Genomic DNA, 18,566 nt, shown 5'->3' with positions numbered 1-18,566 from the left:
ATCTGCAGCAATGGACGCAGCGACCGATCCGTCGGCCTCCGGGCCGGTGATCAGGCGCGCGCGAACCTCCGACGTGCCGATGATCAAACAACTCGTCGACACCTACGCCGGCCGGATCCTGCTGGAAAAGAATCTCGTGACGCTCTACGAAGCCGTCCAGGAATTCTGGGTCGCCGAGGTCGACGGCGACGTGGTCGGGTGCGGCGCGCTGCACGTGTTGTGGGCCGATCTCGGCGAGGTCCGCACGGTGGCGGTGGATCCGTCGATGACGGGGCGCGGCATCGGCCACGCCATCGTCAACCGGCTACTTAAGGTCGCCCGCGACCTGCAGCTGGAGCGCCTGTTCGTGTTGACGTTCGAGACCGAGTTCTTCGGCAGGCACGGGTTCACCGAGATCGAAGGCACCCCGGTCACCGCCGAGGTGTTCGAGGAGATGTGCCGCTCCTACGACATCGGTGTCGCCGAGTTCCTGGACCTCAGCTACGTCAAGCCGAACACGCTGGGCAACTCGCGCATGCTGATGGTGCTCTAGTCCGCCGAGCGCCCGGCCCGCCGAGCGCCCGGAGCCGACTGCCCGGCTGGCGGGGCGCTCGACCCGAGCTAGTCCTCGTCGGAGTCCTCGGCGTCGCCGCCGGCGCCGCGGATGGCCATCAGCGTGGCGGCCAGCTCGTCGGGCTTGACCAACACCTCGCGGGCCTTTGAGCCCTCGCTGGGGCCGACGATGCTGCGCGTCTCCATCAGGTCCATCAGTCGGCCGGCTTTGGCGAAGCCGACCCGAAGCTTGCGCTGCAGCATCGACGTCGAACCGAACTGGCTCGACACCACCAGCTCCACGGCTTGCAGGAACACGTCCATGTCGTCGCCGATGTCGGGGTCGACGTCGGTGCGCTCGCCGGTCGGCTTGGCGGCAGTGACGCCCTCGGTGTACTCAGGCTCGGCCTGCTCTTTGCACGCGGCCACGACGGCCTGGATCTCCTCGTCGGAGATGTAGGCGCCCTGCAGTCGCACCGGCTTGCCGGCGCCCATCGGCAGGAACAGACCGTCGCCCATGCCGATCAGCTTCTCCGCGCCGGCCTGGTCGAGGATCACCCGGCTGTCGGTCAGCGACGACGTCGCGAACGCCAACCGGGACGGCACGTTGGTCTTGATCAGACCGGTGACCACGTCCACCGACGGCCGCTGCGTGGCCAGCACCAGGTGAATGCCTGCGGCACGGGCCTTTTGGGTGATCCGCACGATGGCGTCTTCGACGTCGCGCGGTGCGGTCATCATCAGGTCGGCCAGCTCGTCGACGATCGCCACCACATACGGGTAGGGCCGGTACTCACGCTGGCTGCCCAGCGGGGCCGTGATGGCACCTGAGCGCACCTTGTCGTTGAAGTCGTCGATGTGGCGCACCCGGGACGCCTGCATGTCCTGGTAGCGCTGTTCCATCTCCTCGACCAGCCAGGCCAGCGCCGCCGCTGCCTTCTTCGGCTGAGTGATGATCGGTGTGATCAGGTGCGGAATGCCTTCGTACGGCGTCAGTTCCACCATCTTCGGGTCGATCAGGATCATCCTGACCTCTTCGGGGGTGGAGCGGGTGAGCAGCGAGACCAGCATCGAGTTGACGAAGCTGGACTTACCGGAGCCGGTCGAGCCCGCGACCAGCAGGTGCGGCATCTTGGCCAGGTTGGCCGAGATGAAGTCGCCTTCGATGTCCTTTCCCAGCCCGATCACCAACGGATGGTGGTCACGACGGGTCGACGGCGCGGTGAGAACGTCTGCCAGCCTGACCATTTCGCGGTCGGTGTTGGGCACCTCGATGCCGACAGCCGACTTGCCCGGAATCGGCGCCAGCATCCGGACGCTCTCGGTGGCCACCGCATAGGCGATGTTCTTCTGCAACGCGGTGATCTTCTCGACCTTGACGCCCGGGCCGAGTTCGACCTCATAGCGCGTGACGGTCGGACCCCGGGTGCAGCCGGTGACCGCTGCGTCAACCTTGAACTGGTTGAGCACTTCGCTGATGGCATCGGCCATCACGTTGTTGGCAGCGCTGCGTTTCTTGGGTGGATCGCCGGCCAGCAACAGGTTCAGCGACGGCAGGATATACGGCCCCTCGACCACTCGGTCAAGCACCAAAGTGTCTTGCGTGCCAGCAGGTTTGGGTTCGGACTTGGCGACGCGCTTGCGAGTGCGCGCGGCTGTCGGCTCCGGCACGGTCGGGGTGTCGTCGGCGGCGGGCGCCGCGTCGCCGGTCGGCCACGCCTGGGCGTCATCATCGGCGAAGTCGTCGTAGTAGCCGTCGGAAAAGTCTTCGGCGACAGCACCTTCGGCGTAGTCGTCGTCGTAGTAGTCGCCCTCGTCGTTGTCGAACATCCGGGTGTGGAACATCGACCGCAGCGTCTCGGGCACCTCGCGAATCGTGGTGCCGGTCAACAGCAGCAGGCCGAACAGCGCGCCGATGAACAACAGCGGCGCGCAAATCCACGGGGTCAACCCCTCCGACAGCGGTCCGCCAATCGCGAAGCCGATGAATCCCGCGGCGTGCGCGCGACCGACCGGGGTGTCCGGCGAACCGGCCCACAAGTGCCACAGCCCCAGCACCGGCAGCGCGACCATCGCCGCCCCGAGGACCAGCCTCGGCCGGGCGTCCGGGTTCGGCTCGGTGCGCATCAACAGCACCGCGACGGCGGCGGTGATCAGCGGCAGCAGCACCACCGCCGACCCGACGAAGATCCGGATCACCGAGTCGACCCACGCGCCGACCGGGCGGGCGGCGTCAAACCACGAACTGGCGGCGATGATGACGGCGATACCCAGCAGAGCGAGGGCCAGCCCGTCGCGGCGGTGGCCGGGGTCGATGTCGCGGGCCCGGCCCACCGACCGGGCAGTGCTACCGGTGCCCTTGGCCACCATCAACCACGTCGCGCGCACGGCCCGTCCGCAGGTCAACCCGGCGCTGGTCACAAGCGAACGGTTGCGCCGCCGGGCGGGACGGCGCGGGGCGGGCTTGCGCCGGGCCTGCGCCGACCGGGAACCCCCGCGCGAAGCGGCCTTTGACCTGCTCGTTCGGTTCCCAGACCGGGCGACAGTCTTGCTAGGCATGCGGCAAGCCTAATCGCTAGAACACCATCTGCACCATACGCCACACTGGTTACCTGGCCGTTACCGTCCGACCGGCGGTTCAGCGGCGAAAACAGCTGAGTAGGGTGACAGCCGTCACTTCTCGTCCAGGAGGCCTGCATGCCCGTTGTCGTCGTCGCCACGCTGACCGTCAAACCTGAATCGGTCGACACCGTCCGTGACATCCTCACGACCGCGGCCGAGGAGGTGCACCAGGAGCCTGGTTGCCAGCTGTATTCGGTCAACCAGTCGGGTGAGACCTTCGTCTTCGTCGAGCAGTGGGCCGACGAGGAGGCGCTGAAGACTCACAGCACCGCCCCCGCGGTCGCGAAGATGTTCACCGCGGCCGGCGAGCACCTGGTGGGCGCGCCCGACATCAAGATGCTGCAACCAGTTCCCGCCGGCGACCCGGACAAAGGGCAGATTCGCCCGTGACCGAGGGCCCGCTGGCCGGCAAAGTCGCACTCATCACCGGCGCTGCTCGCGGGCAAGGCCGTGCACACGCGGTGCGCTTGGCATCTGACGGCGCCGACATCATCGGCATCGACATCTGCGCCCCGATCGCCAGCGTGCCGTATGCGCTGGCCACCGCTGACGATCTGGCAGCGACCGTCAAGCTCGTTGAAGACACCGGCGCGCGCATCGTGGCCAAGCAGGCCGACGTCCGCGACCGGGCGTCGTTGTCGACCGCGGTTCAGGCCGGCATCGACGAACTCGGCCGACTCGACATCGTGATCGCTAACGCCGGTATCGCGCCCATGCAATCGGGTGACGACGGCTGGCGCGACGTCATCGACGTCAATCTGACCGGCGTCTACAACACCATCAAGGCCGCGATACCGACCATGGTCAAGCAGGACGAGGGCGGATCGATCGTGCTGATCAGTTCCGCGGCAGGACTGGCCGGAGTCGGCAGCCCCGATGCGGGCTCGGTAGGCTACGCGGCCGCCAAGCACGGTGTGGTCGGGCTGATGCGGGTGTATGCGAATCTTCTTGCCAGGCAGAGCATCCGGGTCAACTCGATTCATCCGACGGGCGTGGAAACCCCGATGATCGACAATGACTTCACCCGGGGCTGGCTGGCCACGATGGCGGCTCAGACCGATTCGCCGGGCACCATGGGCAATGCCATGCCGGTCGAGGTTCTGCAACCGGAGGACATCGCCAACGCGGTGGCGTGGCTGGTGTCCGACCAGGCCCGCTACATCACCGGTGTCACACTTCCGGTGGACGCGGGTTTCTTGAACAAGTAACGCGTGGCGCGAAACCCCGCGGCGCCTACGTCCGCAAGGATTTCATCGACGGCGTCAACCGGTACGGGGCCGAGTCGTTGTATCGCCGATTCCGGCTACGACAACACTTGTGGGACTTCGGGATTGCGCCCGACGAGGTTGCCGTGTTCTTGAGTCAACACGGGTGGCGATTGATCGAGCAGGCCGGACCGGACCTGATTGTGCAGCGCTACGTCGCACCGACCGGTCGCGATCTGTTGGCATCACCGATCGAGTGGTCGGCGTATGCGGAGAAGGTCTAGCCGAGTCTGCAAACTGCTGACGACACGCCGCAATACGCGCGTCCCCAGGTCAGCGTACTAACGGCGTCATACTCACGACATGGCCAGCGACGGGGCTGTCCGTTTCTCAAGTGCACCAGCCGAACCGGCGTGCCGATTTTTGTCTCGGCACCAGGCTGCGGTGCTCGCCGCGGCGATCCGCTGCATCGCCACCAGCCCGGAGTTGAACCCTTCCGGGCACGTCGTCATCTACGTAGACCACCTGCTGTCGGTGTTCGACGTGGCACCCACCGAGCTGCACAAAGTCGGATCGTTGCGGCAGCGGCTCGCCCACCTCCGTGACCGGTACACCCGCGGCATCGCGATGCTCGACGAGCTGGCCGGCGGCGACTTCGCCGCGGCGCCGCTTCTGCACCAGAACCTCATTCTGTCGCGTAGCCAGGTGGCACCCTTCGCGAGCCTGCTGTTCGACCACTGCGTGGAGGCGACGTGTGCCCCGCCACTCAGTGCTCGTCGTGGCGCGGCGGATTGCTCCCACAAAACCGGAAAGCACCTTCGACACGCCGGACACGGGCATCCAGTGGGCAGTCCGTCGTCAGCGTCATAATCGCCTCGTGGCCAGCGACGAGGCCGCCGAAAGCCACGGCTCGTCGGCGCCGGTATCCCGGCGCACGGTCCTCGGCGGGCTGACCCTGCTGCCGCTGGCCGCCGCGCTCAACAACGTCCTGCCGGTGGCGTCCGCCGACGCGGCCTACCAATACCTTTCAGACCACCAAGCCGCGGTGCTCGACGCCGCCACCCGCCGGCTGATCCCCGGACCGGGAGACGACCCGGGCGAGACCAGTCCAGGGGCACACGAAGCAAACGTGGTCCGCTACATCGACGTCATGCTTGCGGCGTTCTCTTTCTCGCCACCGAAGGTGCACGCGGGTGGGCCGTGGAGTAACCGCGCCGGCGGTACGCAGGATTTCATGGCTGACTTCGTCCCGCTCGACCGCGCCCAGAACTACGCCTGGCAGCAGCGGGTCAACGATCTGCGCACCAAGTACACCAACGGCATCGCGCTGCTCGACCAGCTGGCCGGCGGCGACTTCACCTCAGCGTCGACCAGGCAACAGAACAACATCCTGGCGACTGGTCAGGCGCTGTCGTTCACCCAGCTGCTGTTCGGGCACGCCATCGAGGGGATGTATTCCGCGCCGGAGTACGGCGGTAACGCCAACCTTGTTGGCTGGCAGGACATCCAGTGGCCGGGAGACATCCAGCCGCGCGGCTATACCGACGCCGAAGTCGAAGCACCCCAAAAGGACACGCTGGCCCAAAGCGGAATCATCGGGATGCTGGTGCAGGGCGGATGGGCGCAGGCCATCGCCAAAATGGGGGGTAAGGCCGGCGTGAACGCCGGTGGGTAAAGCGATCATCGTCGGCTCAGGCGCGGGCGGGTCGGTCATGGCAATGGAACTCGCGGAATCCGGTTGGGACGTCGTGATTTTCGAGATGGGACCGAACTATTACTCCAACCTCGAAGGACAAGGGCCGTTCCCGACGGTGTTCTCCAACGACGAGCTCAAGTCGCAGTACCGCTACTTCGAGCAGCCGGATCCACTGGCCTACCCGCGCACCTTCCGCCAAACCACCAGCCAGAATGCGGCGACGACCTACGTCGGTGACGTCAACGATCTTCCCAACCAGGTCGGCGGCGCATTCCCGCATTCGGACGTCAAGGTCACCCGGATGTGGGACATCGACTTCAAGGGACTCTCGCTGCTCGGCCCGGTGCCCGGAGCGGACATGGCGGATTGGCCGTTCGAATACAGCGAGCTCGCACCGTACTACGACGAGATCGAGACGTTGATCGGAGTGCAAGGCGATGTCGCGTCGATACCCGCATTCGTCCAGCGGCACCAGCCGCAACTGAAGCCCTTCCCGATGCCGCCGGGGGCGCAGATGCGCTCGTCGACACTGCTTGCGGCGGGAGCGAAACGCCTTGGGCTGCAGCCATTTTACTTCCCGATGGCGGCCAATTCGGTGGAATACAACGGCTCCCCGGCATGCAACAACTGCGGATTCTGCTCGGGCTACGGGTGCCCGATCTCCGCCAAGCCGGGCAACCTGATCATGCTGCGGCGTGCGCTGCACACCGGGCGGGTGCAGTTGCGGCCGCAGACGACCGTCACCCAGGTCAACTACACCGGCCGTCGCGCGACCGGCGTCTCTTTTGTCGACGCAGCGGGCAACGCCGGCGGAGAGAGCGCCGACGTGGTTGTGCTGGCCTGCTCCGCAGTGCTGTCACCGCGCTTGGCGCTGCTATCCAATCTGCCTGACCCCTATAACCGCATCGGCAAGCGCATCATGTTTCAAAACTTCTACGACGGCTTCGCGATCTTCCTCAACCAGCGCGTGCATCCTTACCGCGGTCGCTCGTGCACGCAAGTCGTGTTCGACTTCAACGATCCCGATTTCCGCGGAGCTCGAGTCTTCGCTCGGCTCAGGGGGCTGCCATACATCCGGGCCGGCCTGTGCGAGCTCGGTGGCAGCCAGAACCCGATCGCGGAAGGCAAGTTCTACCAGGAAATCCTCGGGTTTCTGCCGGGCGTGCAGTTTTTCGGCCGACCGTTCAAGGAGCTGATGCGCGCCTCGCTGCTGCGTGACCGGCTCGCCGGCGTCGACTGTTTCGCCACCGACATGCCCTACCTGACGAACAGCGTGAGTCTCGACCCGACGGTCAAAGACCTCAACGGGCAGCCGGCGGCCCGGATCACCTACAAGATCGGGAAATTCGAAAGGGTCTCGCAAGAGTTCTTCATTCCGCTGCTGTCGGCGATGTGCGGGGCATCGGGCGCACAGTTGTATGCCGCCGTACCGCAGAGCACCGCAAATTCCATCGGCGGCACCGCACCACCGACCGGACTGCACACCATGGGCGGGATGCAGATGGGCGCAAACCCGATGACCAGCGTTGTCGACGGGGACGGACGAATGCACCAGATGGACAACGTGTTCTGCTCCGACAGCAGCGTTTTCGCGACCTCAGGCGGCTCCAACCCCACGAACACGATCATGGCGGTCGCGTTGCGCACCGCACGTGGGCTCACCGGCAGGCGAAATCCGGTGCCGAGTCCAATTGGGTGAACCCGCTTGGCAACTCAGATTTCGATGACGGTGGGCACGATCATCGGCTGCCGGCGGTAGGTCTCCCCCACCCACTTGCCGACGGTGCGCCGGACGGCCTGCGCGATTCGGGCCGGCTCGGTGACGTTCTCGGCCGCCAGCGACTCCAGCTCGGCTTCGATTCGCCGGACGGCCGGCTCGAGTGCCTTGGGGTCTTCGGAGAATCCGCGCGAATGCACGTGCGGCGGGGCGGCCGGCTTTCCGGTCCCACGCCGGACGACGACCGTCACCGCGACGAAACCCGAGGACAGGATCAGCCTTTCACCCAACGTCGCGTCGCCGACGTCTCCGGTGATCAATCCGTCGACGAACATCTTGCCGACCGGTACCGCACCGGCGATGCTTGCCCGTCCGCCGACCAGGTCGACGCTGACTCCGTTCTCGGCCAGCACGATCGACTCTTCGGGCACCCCCGCGCTGGCGGCGAGCTTGGCGTTGGCCCGCAGCATCCGCCAGGTGCCGTGCACCGGCATCACGTTGCGGGGACGGATGCCGTTGTAGAGGAACAGCAACTCGCCCGAGTATGCGTGGCCCGAAACATGTACGCGGACTTGCTGATTGGTCACCACCCGAGCGCCAATTTTGGCCAGCTCGTCGATCACCCCAAACACGGCCTCTTCGTTGCCCGGTATCAGCGACGACGACAGGATGATCAGGTCACCGGCAGTCAGCGTGATGCTGCGATGCTCGCCGCGCGACATCCGCGACAACGCCGCCATCGGCTCACCCTGAGTTCCGGTCGTGATCAGCACAACCTGGTCGGGCGCCATCATCTCCGCGGCACCGATCTCTACCAGGTCGGAATCGTCGACCTGCAGAAATCCCAGCTCGCGCGCGATCCCCATGTTGCGCACCATCGAGCGGCCGACGAACGACACGCGCCGGCCCAATGCCGTTGCGGCATCGATGATCTGCTGTACCCGATCCACGTTGGAGGCGAAACAGGCAACGATCACGCGGCCCTGTGCGCCCCGGATCAACCGGTGCAGCGTCGGCCCGACTTCGCTTTCCGACGGTCCCACACCCGGGATCTCGGCGTTGGTGGAGTCGCACAGGAACAGATCCACCCCGGCGTCGCCGAGCCGCGACATGCCCGGCAGGTCGGTGGGCCGACCGTCGAGCGGCAGTTGGTCGAGTTTGATGTCACCGGTGTGCAGGACGGTTCCGGCTCCGGAGCGCACCGCGATCGCCAGCGCGTCGGGAATCGAGTGGTTGACCGCGAAGAACTCGCATTCGAACACGCCGTGCGTGGAGCGCTGCCCTTCGGCCACCTCGATGAACACCGGCTTCACCCGGTGCTCACGACATTTCGCGGCGACCAAGGCCAGGGTGAACTTCGAGCCGACCACTGGAATGTCGGGACGCAGCTTGAGCAGGAACGGAATCGCACCGATGTGGTCTTCGTGGGCGTGAGTCAGCACCAGAGCCTCGACGTCGTCAAGCCGGCCTTCGATGTGTCGCAGGTCGGGCAGGATCAGGTCGACGCCCGGCTCGTCGTGGGTCGGGAACATCACCCCGCAGTCGATGATCAGCAACCGGCCGAGGTGCTCGAAAACCGTCATGTTGCGGCCGATTTCGCTGATTCCGCCCAGCGCGGTGATCCGCAGACCACCTGTGGCGAGCGGACCCGGCGGCTGGAGGTCTACATCCACCGGTTCACCTGAGCACCGAGGCCGCGCGCATGTCAGCGGCCAGTGCGTCGATCTGCTCAGCCGACGCGGCAACCTGCGGCAGCCGCGGCTCGCCTACGTCGAGGCCTTGCAGGCGCAATCCGGCCTTGGACATCGTCACGCCGCCGAGGCGGCTCATCGCATTGCACAGCGGGGCGATCGCCACATTGATCTTGCGGGCGGTACTGACGTCGCCAGAAGCGAAGGCGGACATCAAGTCTCGAAGCTGACCGGCCGCCAGGTGAGAGATCACGCTGATGAATCCGGTCGCGCCCATCGCGAGCCAGGGCAGGTTCAGCGCGTCGTCGCCGGAGTAGTAGGCCAGACCGGCCTCGGCCATCAACTGCGCACCGCCATGCAGATCACCTTTGGCGTCTTTGACGCCGACGATGTTGGGGTGCGCCGACAACGCCCGCAGTGTCTCGAATTCGATCGGCACCACCGACCGCGGCGGGATGTCGTAGAGCAACACCGGCAGCGGCGTCGCGTCGGCGACCGCAGTGAAGTGTGCGAGCAGTCCGGTCTGCGGCGGCCGCGAGTAATACGGTGTGACCACGAGTAGCCCGTGCGCACCTTCGGCGGCGCTGGCCTTGGCCAACTGGATGCTGTGCGCGGTGTCGTAGGTCCCCGCTCCGGCGATGATGCGGGCGCGATCGCCGACCGCCTCGAGCACCGCCCGAAGCAGCGTGAGCTTTTCGGCGTCGGTGGTGGTCGGCGATTCACCGGTGGTGCCCGACACCACCAGGCCGTCGCAGCCGGCGTCGACCAGGTGATTGGCCACTCGCACCGCGGCGGGGATGTCCAGCGACCCGTCCGGGGCGAACGGCGTCACCATGGCGGTCAGCAGCGTGCCCAAGCGCGTATGTACGTCGAATCCGCCCGTGCTCACGAACCCAAGGTTACCTGGCGGTACCAAACCGATTTGGCAAGGCAGCGCGGTTTGCTCAGGCCTCGGTGGCCAGCGGGCTGGTCGCCACCTCGGTCCCGTCGGCCAGCGTCACGATGTCGAAGTCGCTGAATACCGCGGGCGCGACGTCAACCAGCTCACGGAGACATGCGATGGCCAGTCGCCGGATCTCGATATCGGCGTGTTCGCTGGCCCGAACCGCGATGAAATGCCGCCAGGCCCGGTAGTTGCCGGTGACGACAATGCGGGTCTCGGTGGCGTTGGGCAGCACGGCACGCGCGGCCTGACGAGCCTGTTTGCGGCGCAACACCGCATTGGGTTGATCGGCGAATTTGGCTTCCAGCTTGTCCAGCAGCTCGGTATAGGTGGCACGGCTCGCGTCGGCGGCTTCGGTAAGGATGCGACGAAGGTCATCGTCGTCCGCCATGCCGGGCGGCACCACGATATGAGACTCGTGTTCAGGCACATAGCGCTGCGACAGCTGCGAGTAGGAGAAGTGCCGGTGCCGGATCAGCTCGTGGGTGCACGACCGCGATATGCCGGTGATGTAGAACGAGACGCTCGCGTGCTCGAGCACAGACAGATGCCCGACGTCGATGATGTGCCGCAGGTAGGCGGTGTTGGTCGCGGTCTTGGGATTGGGCTTGGACCAGCTCTGGTAGCAGGCCCGGCCGGCGAACTCGACCAGTGCCTGCCCGCCGTCGGCGTCGGCGCTCCACGGCACGTCGGGCGGCGCGACGAAGTCGGTCTTGGCGATCAGTTGCACGTGCAACGGCGCGGTCTCAGCCACGGCGAATACCCTAGCGGTCGGGAACTAGCGGGCCTGCTCGGCCACTACGGCTTGCCCAGGTTGTCTATCGCCGCGGCGACGGCGCAGTGTCACCACCGCTGCGCGGCAGACAAATGAGGGATGCAGCAGGCGAATTGGCGAATCGACAAGGCTGTTGACTCTGAAGAAGCGCACGGCGACAACCGGATCGGACTCAGAGGCCGTCAGCGCCCAATCCACCAGCCGGGTAGCAACGCGCAACCATCGTGACCGTCGCCCCGCCACCGCCGGGAAGGCCAGGTCCAAGCTCGCTACCATCTGCCAGGCCACGCCAATCGGTTTCGCTGCAGCACGGAAATATCGCCCGGGCAGATCGGTGTCGCCGCGATGCAAACACGCCCGCAGCGCGACGGCCTCCAACGCGGCCACCGTCATTCCCTGTCCGTAGATGGGATTGAAGCTGCAGATTGCGTCGCCGCACACCAGCAGACCGTCCGGTAGTCGGGACATTTTGTCGTAGCGTCGCCACTGGCTGGACGGCATGTGGTGATGTGCCGTGTCGCCAATCGGTTCGGCAGCCCGGATCGCCGCATAGAGGTGCGCGGGGCAGTACTCCTCGGCGAATGACAGCATGCCGGCCAGATCGCGGGGCGGCTGGTTTCCCGCCATCCCGAAAACCGTGAACATCCACGTGTCGTTCTCGTAGCCGCTCAGGAACATTCCGGCTGGCCTGTCCGGCGCGGGGCCGATATCGACCAACATCTCGTTCAGCGTGCCCGCGGGGATTTGCAGCAGTTGGCTCACGTAGTTCGTATGCATGATGATGTGGTCCTCGACCGGTCGACCGTAGCCGAGGCTGTCCAGGAAAGCCGGCGTGTGCGCACCGCGACCCATCGCATCCATGACGACGTCGGCAGTCAGCGCCCGTTCAGCGCCGTCGTCGCGGCCGACAACCCGTACCCCGGTGACACGGCGGCGATCCGGTGTCGCCGCCAACTCGACCATCTCGTGTCCGCTGAGAATCGTCACGTTGCTCATCGCCCGGAGGCGCCGCCGCACATGGCATTCCAGAAACGGCCTGCTCGGCAAGTGGATCGCTAACGCCTTGGCCTCTTTCGCGACCTTGCCCGAGCGCAGTATGTCGTGGCCACCGAAAGACAGGCGCAGCTTGGACAGTTCGCCGTCGTCCCACACGGGAGCGCCGTCGGCGACCAGTTCATCGAGAAGCCCAGGGAAGAGCTCATCGAAGATCTGCGCCCCGCGGGCCAGCAGAACATGAACATGCCGGCCCTGCGGCACCCCGCGTCGGACAGCGGGATGATCCGGTAACTCATCACGCTCGACTACCGTGACAGTGTCAAAGAAGTCGGCGAGGACCCGCGCCGCGAGCAGCCCGCCCATGCTCGCCCCGAGAACGACCGCACGCTCACCCAGTCGTGCCATGGCGGAACTCCTGCGTCGAAGTCGAACGTTCGTCAACGAAATTGGCTGACCAAGACTCTTTTCGTGCACCGCCGTAGTTGTCAGACATTCGCTCAGTCACGTTGGGGCACAATCACCGTCGCGTTGGCATCGGCCGTGATAGCGTCGAACCCCGCCGCTGCCGCCTTGGCGCGGTGTTGTTCGGCGAAGTTCCGGTGGCCCTTTTCGTCACCATGCGCCCGCGCAAGCAGTGCCCGCGAACGCAGCAGGGGCAGTTCGTGCAGCACGAAGCCGGGATCGGTTGGTATGGCGGCCAGTCGGTCTATCGCCGTCTCCGCTTCTTGCAGATCTGCAACAGAACCGCGTCGGATCAGCAGTTGCATCAGAACTTCGGTGGCCCTTCCGCGCCAGATCATGTCGCCGCTTTCGTATGCGCCGTCCACCACCGAGCGCGCTAGTTCGACGGCACCATCGAGATCCCCGTTCCGGGCCTTCTCCATCGCGAACTCGGGGTCGACGATAGTCAGCGAACTCAGGGAGAACCGTTCCGCCACAGCCATGTCGCGAGCTTGGGTGAACAGGTCCAGACCCGCCTCGCGTTCTGGGCCCTCGCCGGTAACCAGCACTAGGCCTCGGCTGAGTCGGCCCATTCCGAGAACGAAGTCGTCGCTCGAACTTTCGGCGATGCGCAGCGCCTCGGTGGTCTCGCGCATGGCGGTCGCATCGGCCGGTAGCGCCCCGAATGGGATGGAGGCGACGTACTTCCAGAGCAGGGCGAAAACATAACTCGTCGGGTCCAGCGGAGCCGCCATCGCGATTGACGTGGCGGCGTCGTCCAGCCATCCTCGGATTCCCAGGCACATCTTGACGTGGCCGCGCATCGCGATGGCAGTGCTCAGCGGTGAGCCGAAAATCAAGTTCCCCTTGGTGGGATCCCCGTCGGCCAAGTCGATGAGTCGATCCGCCAATCGCAGGGCCTCGATCATCTCCCCCGCTTGGCATTTGGCGTATATCGCCGCGAACAGTAGTGCCACCGTCAGCGTCGGATCCCCGATCGATTCGAGCAGTTCGCTCTGCTCTGAAGCGACCTGGGCCGCATCGCGGAACCGGTTGTGAAAGGTCAACGCCATGATGTATCCGGTCATGCCGATCGCCAACGAGACCTTGTCGTCTGCCGCAGTGCAGAGATCTCGCAATTCGTCGAAACCCGTGGCGGCGATACTGCCACCGGTCCGCCACAGGGTGCCGCATAACAGGTTGCGAGGCGCGATCTGCAACGATGCCCGATACGGGGTGTCGGCGGGTAGTCGGTCGGCCACCTGACGAGCCCGCTGCCAGTTGGTGCGGGCCGCCCGAATGTCACGGAAGGCCGACCACGCGCCGGCGCGCATGTGCCAGTCGAACGCCGCGCGCAAATCTCCGCCAGCCTCAAGGTTTTCAGCAATCAGGGCGGCGTTCTCATCGGCCGCGCCGGGATCCTGCTGCTCAATCGCGATAGCCGACCGTCGGTGCAATTCGGCCCGCCCGGACTTCAGCTGCGACTCGTAGGCCACCGTCCGGATCAATGGGTGCCGAAACGCATACACGGCGCGCGGAGTGAACATCACCTGATCGATCAACTCCACCTGCAGTAACTCGGCGATCGCGCCGGCTGCGTCGATGTCATCCAGCAAAGCGGCCACCAGCTCGGCCCTGAATCGCGCGCCGACGACCGCAGCGGCGTAAAGGAACTGCTTCGCAGGCCGACCGAGGCGGTCGATGCGAGCGGCGATGGTGGCTTGCAACGTGGCCGGCACACTGACGTCGGCGACGTCCTCTCCGCAGCTATACGCGCCGCGATCGCCGTCGAGTACGCCGCGCTGGGCCAGGTCACGCACCATCTCCTCAGCGAAGAACGGATTCCCGGCGGCCCGGTCGGCAATCCGTGCGCTCAGGGCTCGCACCGACGGGTCAGTACCTAGTAGCTCCGCGGTCAACGCTGAGGTCTGCGCCGAGTTCAACGGCGTCAGCGAGATCGTCTGTGTACCCGGTGTTCGCGACAACGCACCCCGGTATTCGGGGCGGTAGGTGATCAGCACCAGCGAATGGCCCTGCCGCACAACGGTGACCAATTCAGCGAGCATGGCCTCGCTGACCTCGTCGATCCAGTGCACGTCTTCGATGACGTACTGCGCCGGTGTGGTCCGGGTCAGGGCGATGGCCTTCAACAACGCCGCCAACCGGCGCCGCCGGGCATCGGCGGTGATGTCAGGCAGCGCGGCATCGGGGTCGCCGATTCCGAGCAAGTCTTCCAGCAGCGACAGGTCTTCTGGGTTGGCGTCGGGCATGCGGGCCCGCACCCGCGCCCGGCCCGCGTGCTCATCGAGGTTGCTCACCCCGAAAACCCTGCGCAGCAATCGCGCCACCAGATGAAACGGGACCTCGCGGGTATGGGATTCGCACGCGACGGTGAACACCTCGACCCCACGACTGGTAGCAAGCGTGACGGCCTCATTCATGATGCGGCTCTTGCCGATACCGGGTGGTCCCACCACCCCGACCACACATCCGGCACCGCTGATCGCCTGGTCGAGAATGCCGGCGACGGTGTTCATCTCCCAGGCGCGTCCGACCAGGGTTGGTTCACGCCGGCCGATCCGCATGCGCTCAGCAGCGGCCCCCAGCAGCCGACGCGCGGGTAACGGCTCGTCGGCACCCTTGATGTGCACCAACTCGGGCGCGCCCAGCACGGTGGCATATTCGACCAGCCGCGCTGTCGACTCACTCAGCATCACCCCACCGGGCGGGGCGACCGATTCCATCCGCTGCGCTAAACCGACCTCCTCACCAACCGCGGTGTATGCCCTTGCGTCAGAACTGATTTCGCCGGCAATCACCCGGCCAGAGTTCAGTCCGACCCGCAGCTGCAGCACGACGCCGTCGCGGTGCAGCACTTCATCAGCCAGCTGCGCGATCTGCTCTTGAATATCCAAAGCCGCCAGACAAGCCCGGAAAGCGTGATCCTCCAGCGCGACCGGTGCCCCAAACAGTGCCATGATGCCGTCGCCGGTGAACTTGTCGACCGTGCCGCCGTACCGACGGGTAATTGTTGCCGCGCAGCCGAAAACCTCGGCCATTATCTCGCGCAACCGCTCCGCGCCAACCGCCGAGGCGATCGTCAACGAATTCACCACATCAGCGAACAGCACCGTCACCTGCTTGAACTCGGGCTGCTGGTCTGCTTCGGGAGCCTGTACCCCGCATGAGTCGCAGAACCGGGCCCCAACACGCAGTTCGGTGCCGCACGCTCGGCACATCGCGCCTGCTGGCCCCATCTGCCTCTCCTGCCGCCAATCACTTATCCGGGCTGCCGAGTGCACCCACCCCAAAGCTTCGAGCAGCAATAGCTTGATTATTAACCGGCGGCGCTGCCGGGGAAGCCCTTTGGAAGACGTAACACGCGCGGTTAACACTATTGGTCGGCAACGTCCGGCGTGACTGTCCTATCCGGTGTTTTTCACCTGGATGATTAAACAATTGACGATAATCGGCCTTCCCGCTGGTGAATTGCGGGTTTTATTCCGCCTTCTGCGACCGCTTCAAGTACGTTTTAGCTCCGGGGTTGCCACGCAAGGAGCTTCATGTGTCTTACAGAGAGGCGTTGGAGGCCTTGAAAAGGGGCGAATACGAGGACGTCATCAACTGGTTTGAGGGCCTTCCCCCCGAGCAGCGCGATGGCAAGGCGTGTGTGTTGGCGGCGCTGGCCCACTTCAAGCGCGAGGAATATCAGGCCGCAGCGGAGCTTTACGCCGAGGCGGTGAAAGCCGGCGGCACGGACGCCGCCGACTGGGCCAAAATGGAAGCCCTCGCGAAATCCAACTCGGCCGCCGAGATCTACGTCCACGTGCCGGCGCCGCATTACCCCACCAAGACGGACCTTCTCTCGTGGCCTTCCGTGCCTCCCGGCGCCATTCCCGACCCGCCTGCGGCTCGGTCGTGTCGCTGCTGCATCAAGTGGTTTCGGCTCTGGTTAGGCAATGGAGCCGGTGCGGTACTGACGGTGTTGATGGATCTCCTCATCAAAATTGTGGGTCGGGTATTCGGGTACCGCGGCACGGTATGGACCAACTGGTATCGCCACGGGATGGTCGTCGGAGTACTGCTGCTGGCCTACATCCGCGAGCGACTCAGCGCGGAGAACCTCAAAAGCACCTACCCGCCCGGAGAACTCGTCGCCTTCCTCAAGAACGGCCCACCACCGCCCCCCGGAGTCGCTCGTTTCCGCACCGCCGACGGAAGCTGGAATAACCTGTCCGACCCGAAAGAAGGCGCGGCCAACACCCGATTCCTGCGAAACGTCGAGTTCTCCGCCACCCACCCCGAGAAAAGCCCGCGCCTGCTGACGCCAAACCCGCGCGAGATCAGCCTGAAATTGCTTACCCGTCCTGACGACGCTGATGGCCAACCGGACATGGCGCCAGTCTTGTTTCTGAACTTATTGGCCGCATCGTGGATCCAATTCATGACCCATGACTGGATCAGCCACGGCGACGTCGCGCCCAATTCGCTTATCACAGTGCCCCTGCCGGACGACGACCCGGCGATTCAGCGCTATCACCAACACGAACTAGTCATCAGCACTACCGAGCCTGACCCGACGCGCAACGCGGGCATGAGACCGGACCCCGCCGCGACCAGTTTCATCAACGAAGTCACCCACTGGTGGGATGGCTCGCAAATCTATGGCAGCGACCAGGCCACCCAGGACCATCTCCGCAGCCATAAGTCCGGCAAGATGCGGCTCGGCCCTGGCGGGCTGCTGCCGGTAGACCCCAAAACCGGTGTCGAGGAGACCGCTTTCATGCGCAACTGGTGGGTGGGGCTGTCGATGCTGCACACCCTTTTTGTGAGAGAACACAACGCGATCTGCGACATGCTGCATCGGGCCTACCCGAACTGGGACGACAACCTCCTCTTCAATGTGGCGCGCCTAATCAACGCTGCGGTTATGGCGAAGATCCACTCAGTCGAGTGGACCCCTGCGATCTTGCCCAACCAGACGCTCGAGATGGGAATGAACTCGAACTGGTACGGCTTGCTGACCTACCTGCGGCATAAGAGCAAGGACCGCAAGACGGTAGCCGAGATCAACATCGGCAACCCCGAGCTTGGCGGCATTGTCGGTAACCCGATCAACAAGCACGACTGCGTTTTTGGGCTGTCGGAGGAATTCGTTGAGGTATATCGACTGCATTCACTGCTGCCTGAGACACTACAACTGCGGCGACGCGGCATCCCCGGGATATACCCTGAGGCGTTCGCCGCCTCGCGCCAGCGCGGCTCAACCCTGCTCACGCAGCAGTACGCCATGTCTGACCTGTTCTTCTCGTTCGGCAACCAGCACCCGGGCGCCCTGGTGCTCAACAACTTTCCGCGCTTCATGCAAGACCTCAGCGTCCCGGGGAACTCGTTCTTCGACCTGGGAGCGGTGGACATCCTGCGCGCACGCGAACGCGGCGTCCCCCGGTACAACGAGTTCCGTCGCCAACTGGGGCTGAAACCGATTCGCAGCTTCGACGACCTCACCGATGACCCGAAAGCCCTCAATAATCTGAGGTCCGTCTATGGCGGCCCGCCGGACAACGTCGAGGACCTCGACCTGCTGATCGGCACGCTCGCCGAAGCCCAGCGGCCCACCCATTTCGGCTTCGGCGAGACGGTGTTTCAGATCTTCGTCGTCAGCGCGAGCCGGCGGCTACAGGCGGACCGTTTCTACACCGATTGTTACAACGAAGATGTGTACACGCCCGAGGGCCTCCGGTGGATCGACCAAACCGACTTCAAGACCGTGATCCTGCGTCACTACCCGGAACTCGCCGACACCGGTCTTGCCAACATCAAGAACGCGTTCGAGCCTTGGGATGAAGGACCTGTGCTCAGCCGCGATTCCCACCCGCTGCGCGCCTGGGACCGTGACTTGAAGCCCGATCCGTGGCGTGGCGACGCATACCGCAATGCCTAAACATC

Annotated in this window: 12 protein-coding genes and 2 pseudogenes; 8 read left to right on the top strand and 6 right to left on the bottom strand. The window is 65.1% G+C overall.

The features are described 5' to 3' along the window. Positions 1–10: 10 nt before the first annotated feature. Positions 11–532 (top strand): amino-acid N-acetyltransferase, encoded by a 522-nt coding sequence (locus tag G6N27_RS01010; protein WP_163774503.1) that lies wholly within the window; start codon positions 11–13, stop codon positions 530–532. A gap of 68 nt (positions 533–600) precedes the next feature. Here the strand turns inward: G6N27_RS01010 and G6N27_RS01005 are convergent. Beyond that, positions 601–3,143 (bottom strand): annotated as a pseudogene (locus tag G6N27_RS01005) (DNA translocase FtsK 4TM domain-containing protein); the annotation flags it as partial. Positions 3,144–3,228: 85 nt separating this feature from the next. On the opposite strand from G6N27_RS01005, the gene G6N27_RS01000 reads away from it, so the two are divergent. The 6 genes and pseudogenes from G6N27_RS01000 (at position 3,229) to G6N27_RS00975 (ending at position 7,753) form a co-directional block, all read left to right on the top strand. Beyond that, complete coding sequence (locus tag G6N27_RS01000) at positions 3,229–3,543, top strand: putative quinol monooxygenase (protein ID WP_163774498.1); 315 nt, start codon at positions 3,229–3,231, stop codon at positions 3,541–3,543. Beyond that, positions 3,540–4,361: a mycofactocin-coupled SDR family oxidoreductase gene (locus G6N27_RS00995; RefSeq protein ID WP_163774496.1), complete on the top strand. Its 822-nt coding sequence runs from the start codon at positions 3,540–3,542 to the stop codon at positions 4,359–4,361. The genes G6N27_RS01000 and G6N27_RS00995 overlap by 4 nt, the downstream gene beginning before the upstream one ends. After that, a pseudogene (locus G6N27_RS00990) lies at positions 4,349–4,642 on the top strand (SAM-dependent methyltransferase); the annotation flags it as partial. The gene G6N27_RS00995 and the pseudogene G6N27_RS00990, both read left to right, overlap by 13 nt. A gap of 139 nt (positions 4,643–4,781) precedes the next feature. Beyond that, positions 4,782–5,228: a hypothetical protein gene (locus G6N27_RS00985; RefSeq protein WP_163774493.1), complete on the top strand. Its 447-nt coding sequence runs from the start codon at positions 4,782–4,784 to the stop codon at positions 5,226–5,228. A 7-nt stretch (positions 5,229–5,235) separates the two neighbouring features. Beyond that, a complete protein-coding gene (locus G6N27_RS00980) occupies positions 5,236–6,033 on the top strand; it encodes a gluconate 2-dehydrogenase subunit 3 family protein (protein WP_163774492.1) in 798 nt (265 codons plus the stop codon). Then, positions 6,026–7,753: a GMC oxidoreductase gene (locus tag G6N27_RS00975; RefSeq protein ID WP_163774491.1), complete on the top strand. Its 1,728-nt coding sequence runs from the start codon at positions 6,026–6,028 to the stop codon at positions 7,751–7,753. Before G6N27_RS00980 ends, G6N27_RS00975 begins: the two co-directional genes overlap by 8 nt. A gap of 14 nt (positions 7,754–7,767) precedes the next feature. Here the strand turns inward: G6N27_RS00975 and G6N27_RS00970 are convergent, their stop codons facing one another. The 5 genes from G6N27_RS00970 to G6N27_RS00950 all read right to left on the bottom strand — a co-directional run bounded on the left by G6N27_RS00970 (position 7,768) and on the right by G6N27_RS00950 (position 16,012). Next, the gene (locus tag G6N27_RS00970; RefSeq protein ID WP_163774489.1) at positions 7,768–9,444 is read right to left on the bottom strand and encodes a ribonuclease J; all 1,677 of its coding nucleotides are present in this window, start codon (positions 9,442–9,444) and stop codon (positions 7,768–7,770) included. Between the two features lie 4 nt (positions 9,445–9,448). Next, positions 9,449–10,351 (bottom strand): 4-hydroxy-tetrahydrodipicolinate synthase, encoded by a 903-nt coding sequence (dapA, locus tag G6N27_RS00965; RefSeq protein WP_163774487.1) that lies wholly within the window; start codon positions 10,349–10,351, stop codon positions 9,449–9,451. Positions 10,352–10,406: 55 nt separating this feature from the next. Further along, on the bottom strand, positions 10,407–11,159 hold the full coding sequence (gene thyX / locus G6N27_RS00960; RefSeq protein ID WP_163774486.1) for an FAD-dependent thymidylate synthase: 753 nt from the start codon (positions 11,157–11,159) through the stop codon (positions 10,407–10,409). A gap of 24 nt (positions 11,160–11,183) precedes the next feature. Next, on the bottom strand, positions 11,184–12,581 hold the full coding sequence (locus tag G6N27_RS00955) for an FAD-dependent oxidoreductase (RefSeq protein WP_163774484.1): 1,398 nt from the start codon (positions 12,579–12,581) through the stop codon (positions 11,184–11,186). A gap of 92 nt (positions 12,582–12,673) precedes the next feature. Beyond that, positions 12,674–16,012: an ATP-binding protein gene (locus G6N27_RS00950; protein WP_332103087.1), complete on the bottom strand. Its 3,339-nt coding sequence runs from the start codon at positions 16,010–16,012 to the stop codon at positions 12,674–12,676. A 170-nt stretch (positions 16,013–16,182) separates the two neighbouring features. On the opposite strand from G6N27_RS00950, the gene G6N27_RS00945 reads away from it, so the two are divergent. Then, positions 16,183–18,561 carry a peroxidase family protein gene (locus G6N27_RS00945; RefSeq protein ID WP_163774482.1) on the top strand — a complete coding sequence of 793 codons (2,379 nt, stop codon included), beginning with the start codon at positions 16,183–16,185 and terminating at the stop codon, positions 18,559–18,561. Positions 18,562–18,566 lie beyond the last annotated feature (5 nt).

Source organism: Mycobacterium cookii (genome assembly GCF_010727945.1).
GTDB classification, from domain to species: Bacteria; Actinomycetota; Actinomycetes; order Mycobacteriales; family Mycobacteriaceae; genus Mycobacterium; species Mycobacterium cookii.
The sequence above is the reverse complement of the archived record's forward strand: the minus strand, read 5'-3'. Positions and strand labels throughout refer to the sequence as shown.

Bases quoted from the DNA above. Each gene is read 5' to 3' on its own strand.
- G6N27_RS01010 (WP_163774503.1), top strand. From the start codon at position 11: ATGGACGCAGCGACCGATCCGTCGGCCTCCGGGCCGGTGATCAGGCGC.
- G6N27_RS01000 (WP_163774498.1), top strand. From the start codon at position 3,229: ATGCCCGTTGTCGTCGTCGCCACGCTGACCGTCAAACCTGAATCGGTC.
- G6N27_RS00955 (WP_163774484.1), bottom strand. From the start codon at position 12,581: ATGGCACGACTGGGTGAGCGTGCGGTCGTTCTCGGGGCGAGCATGGGC.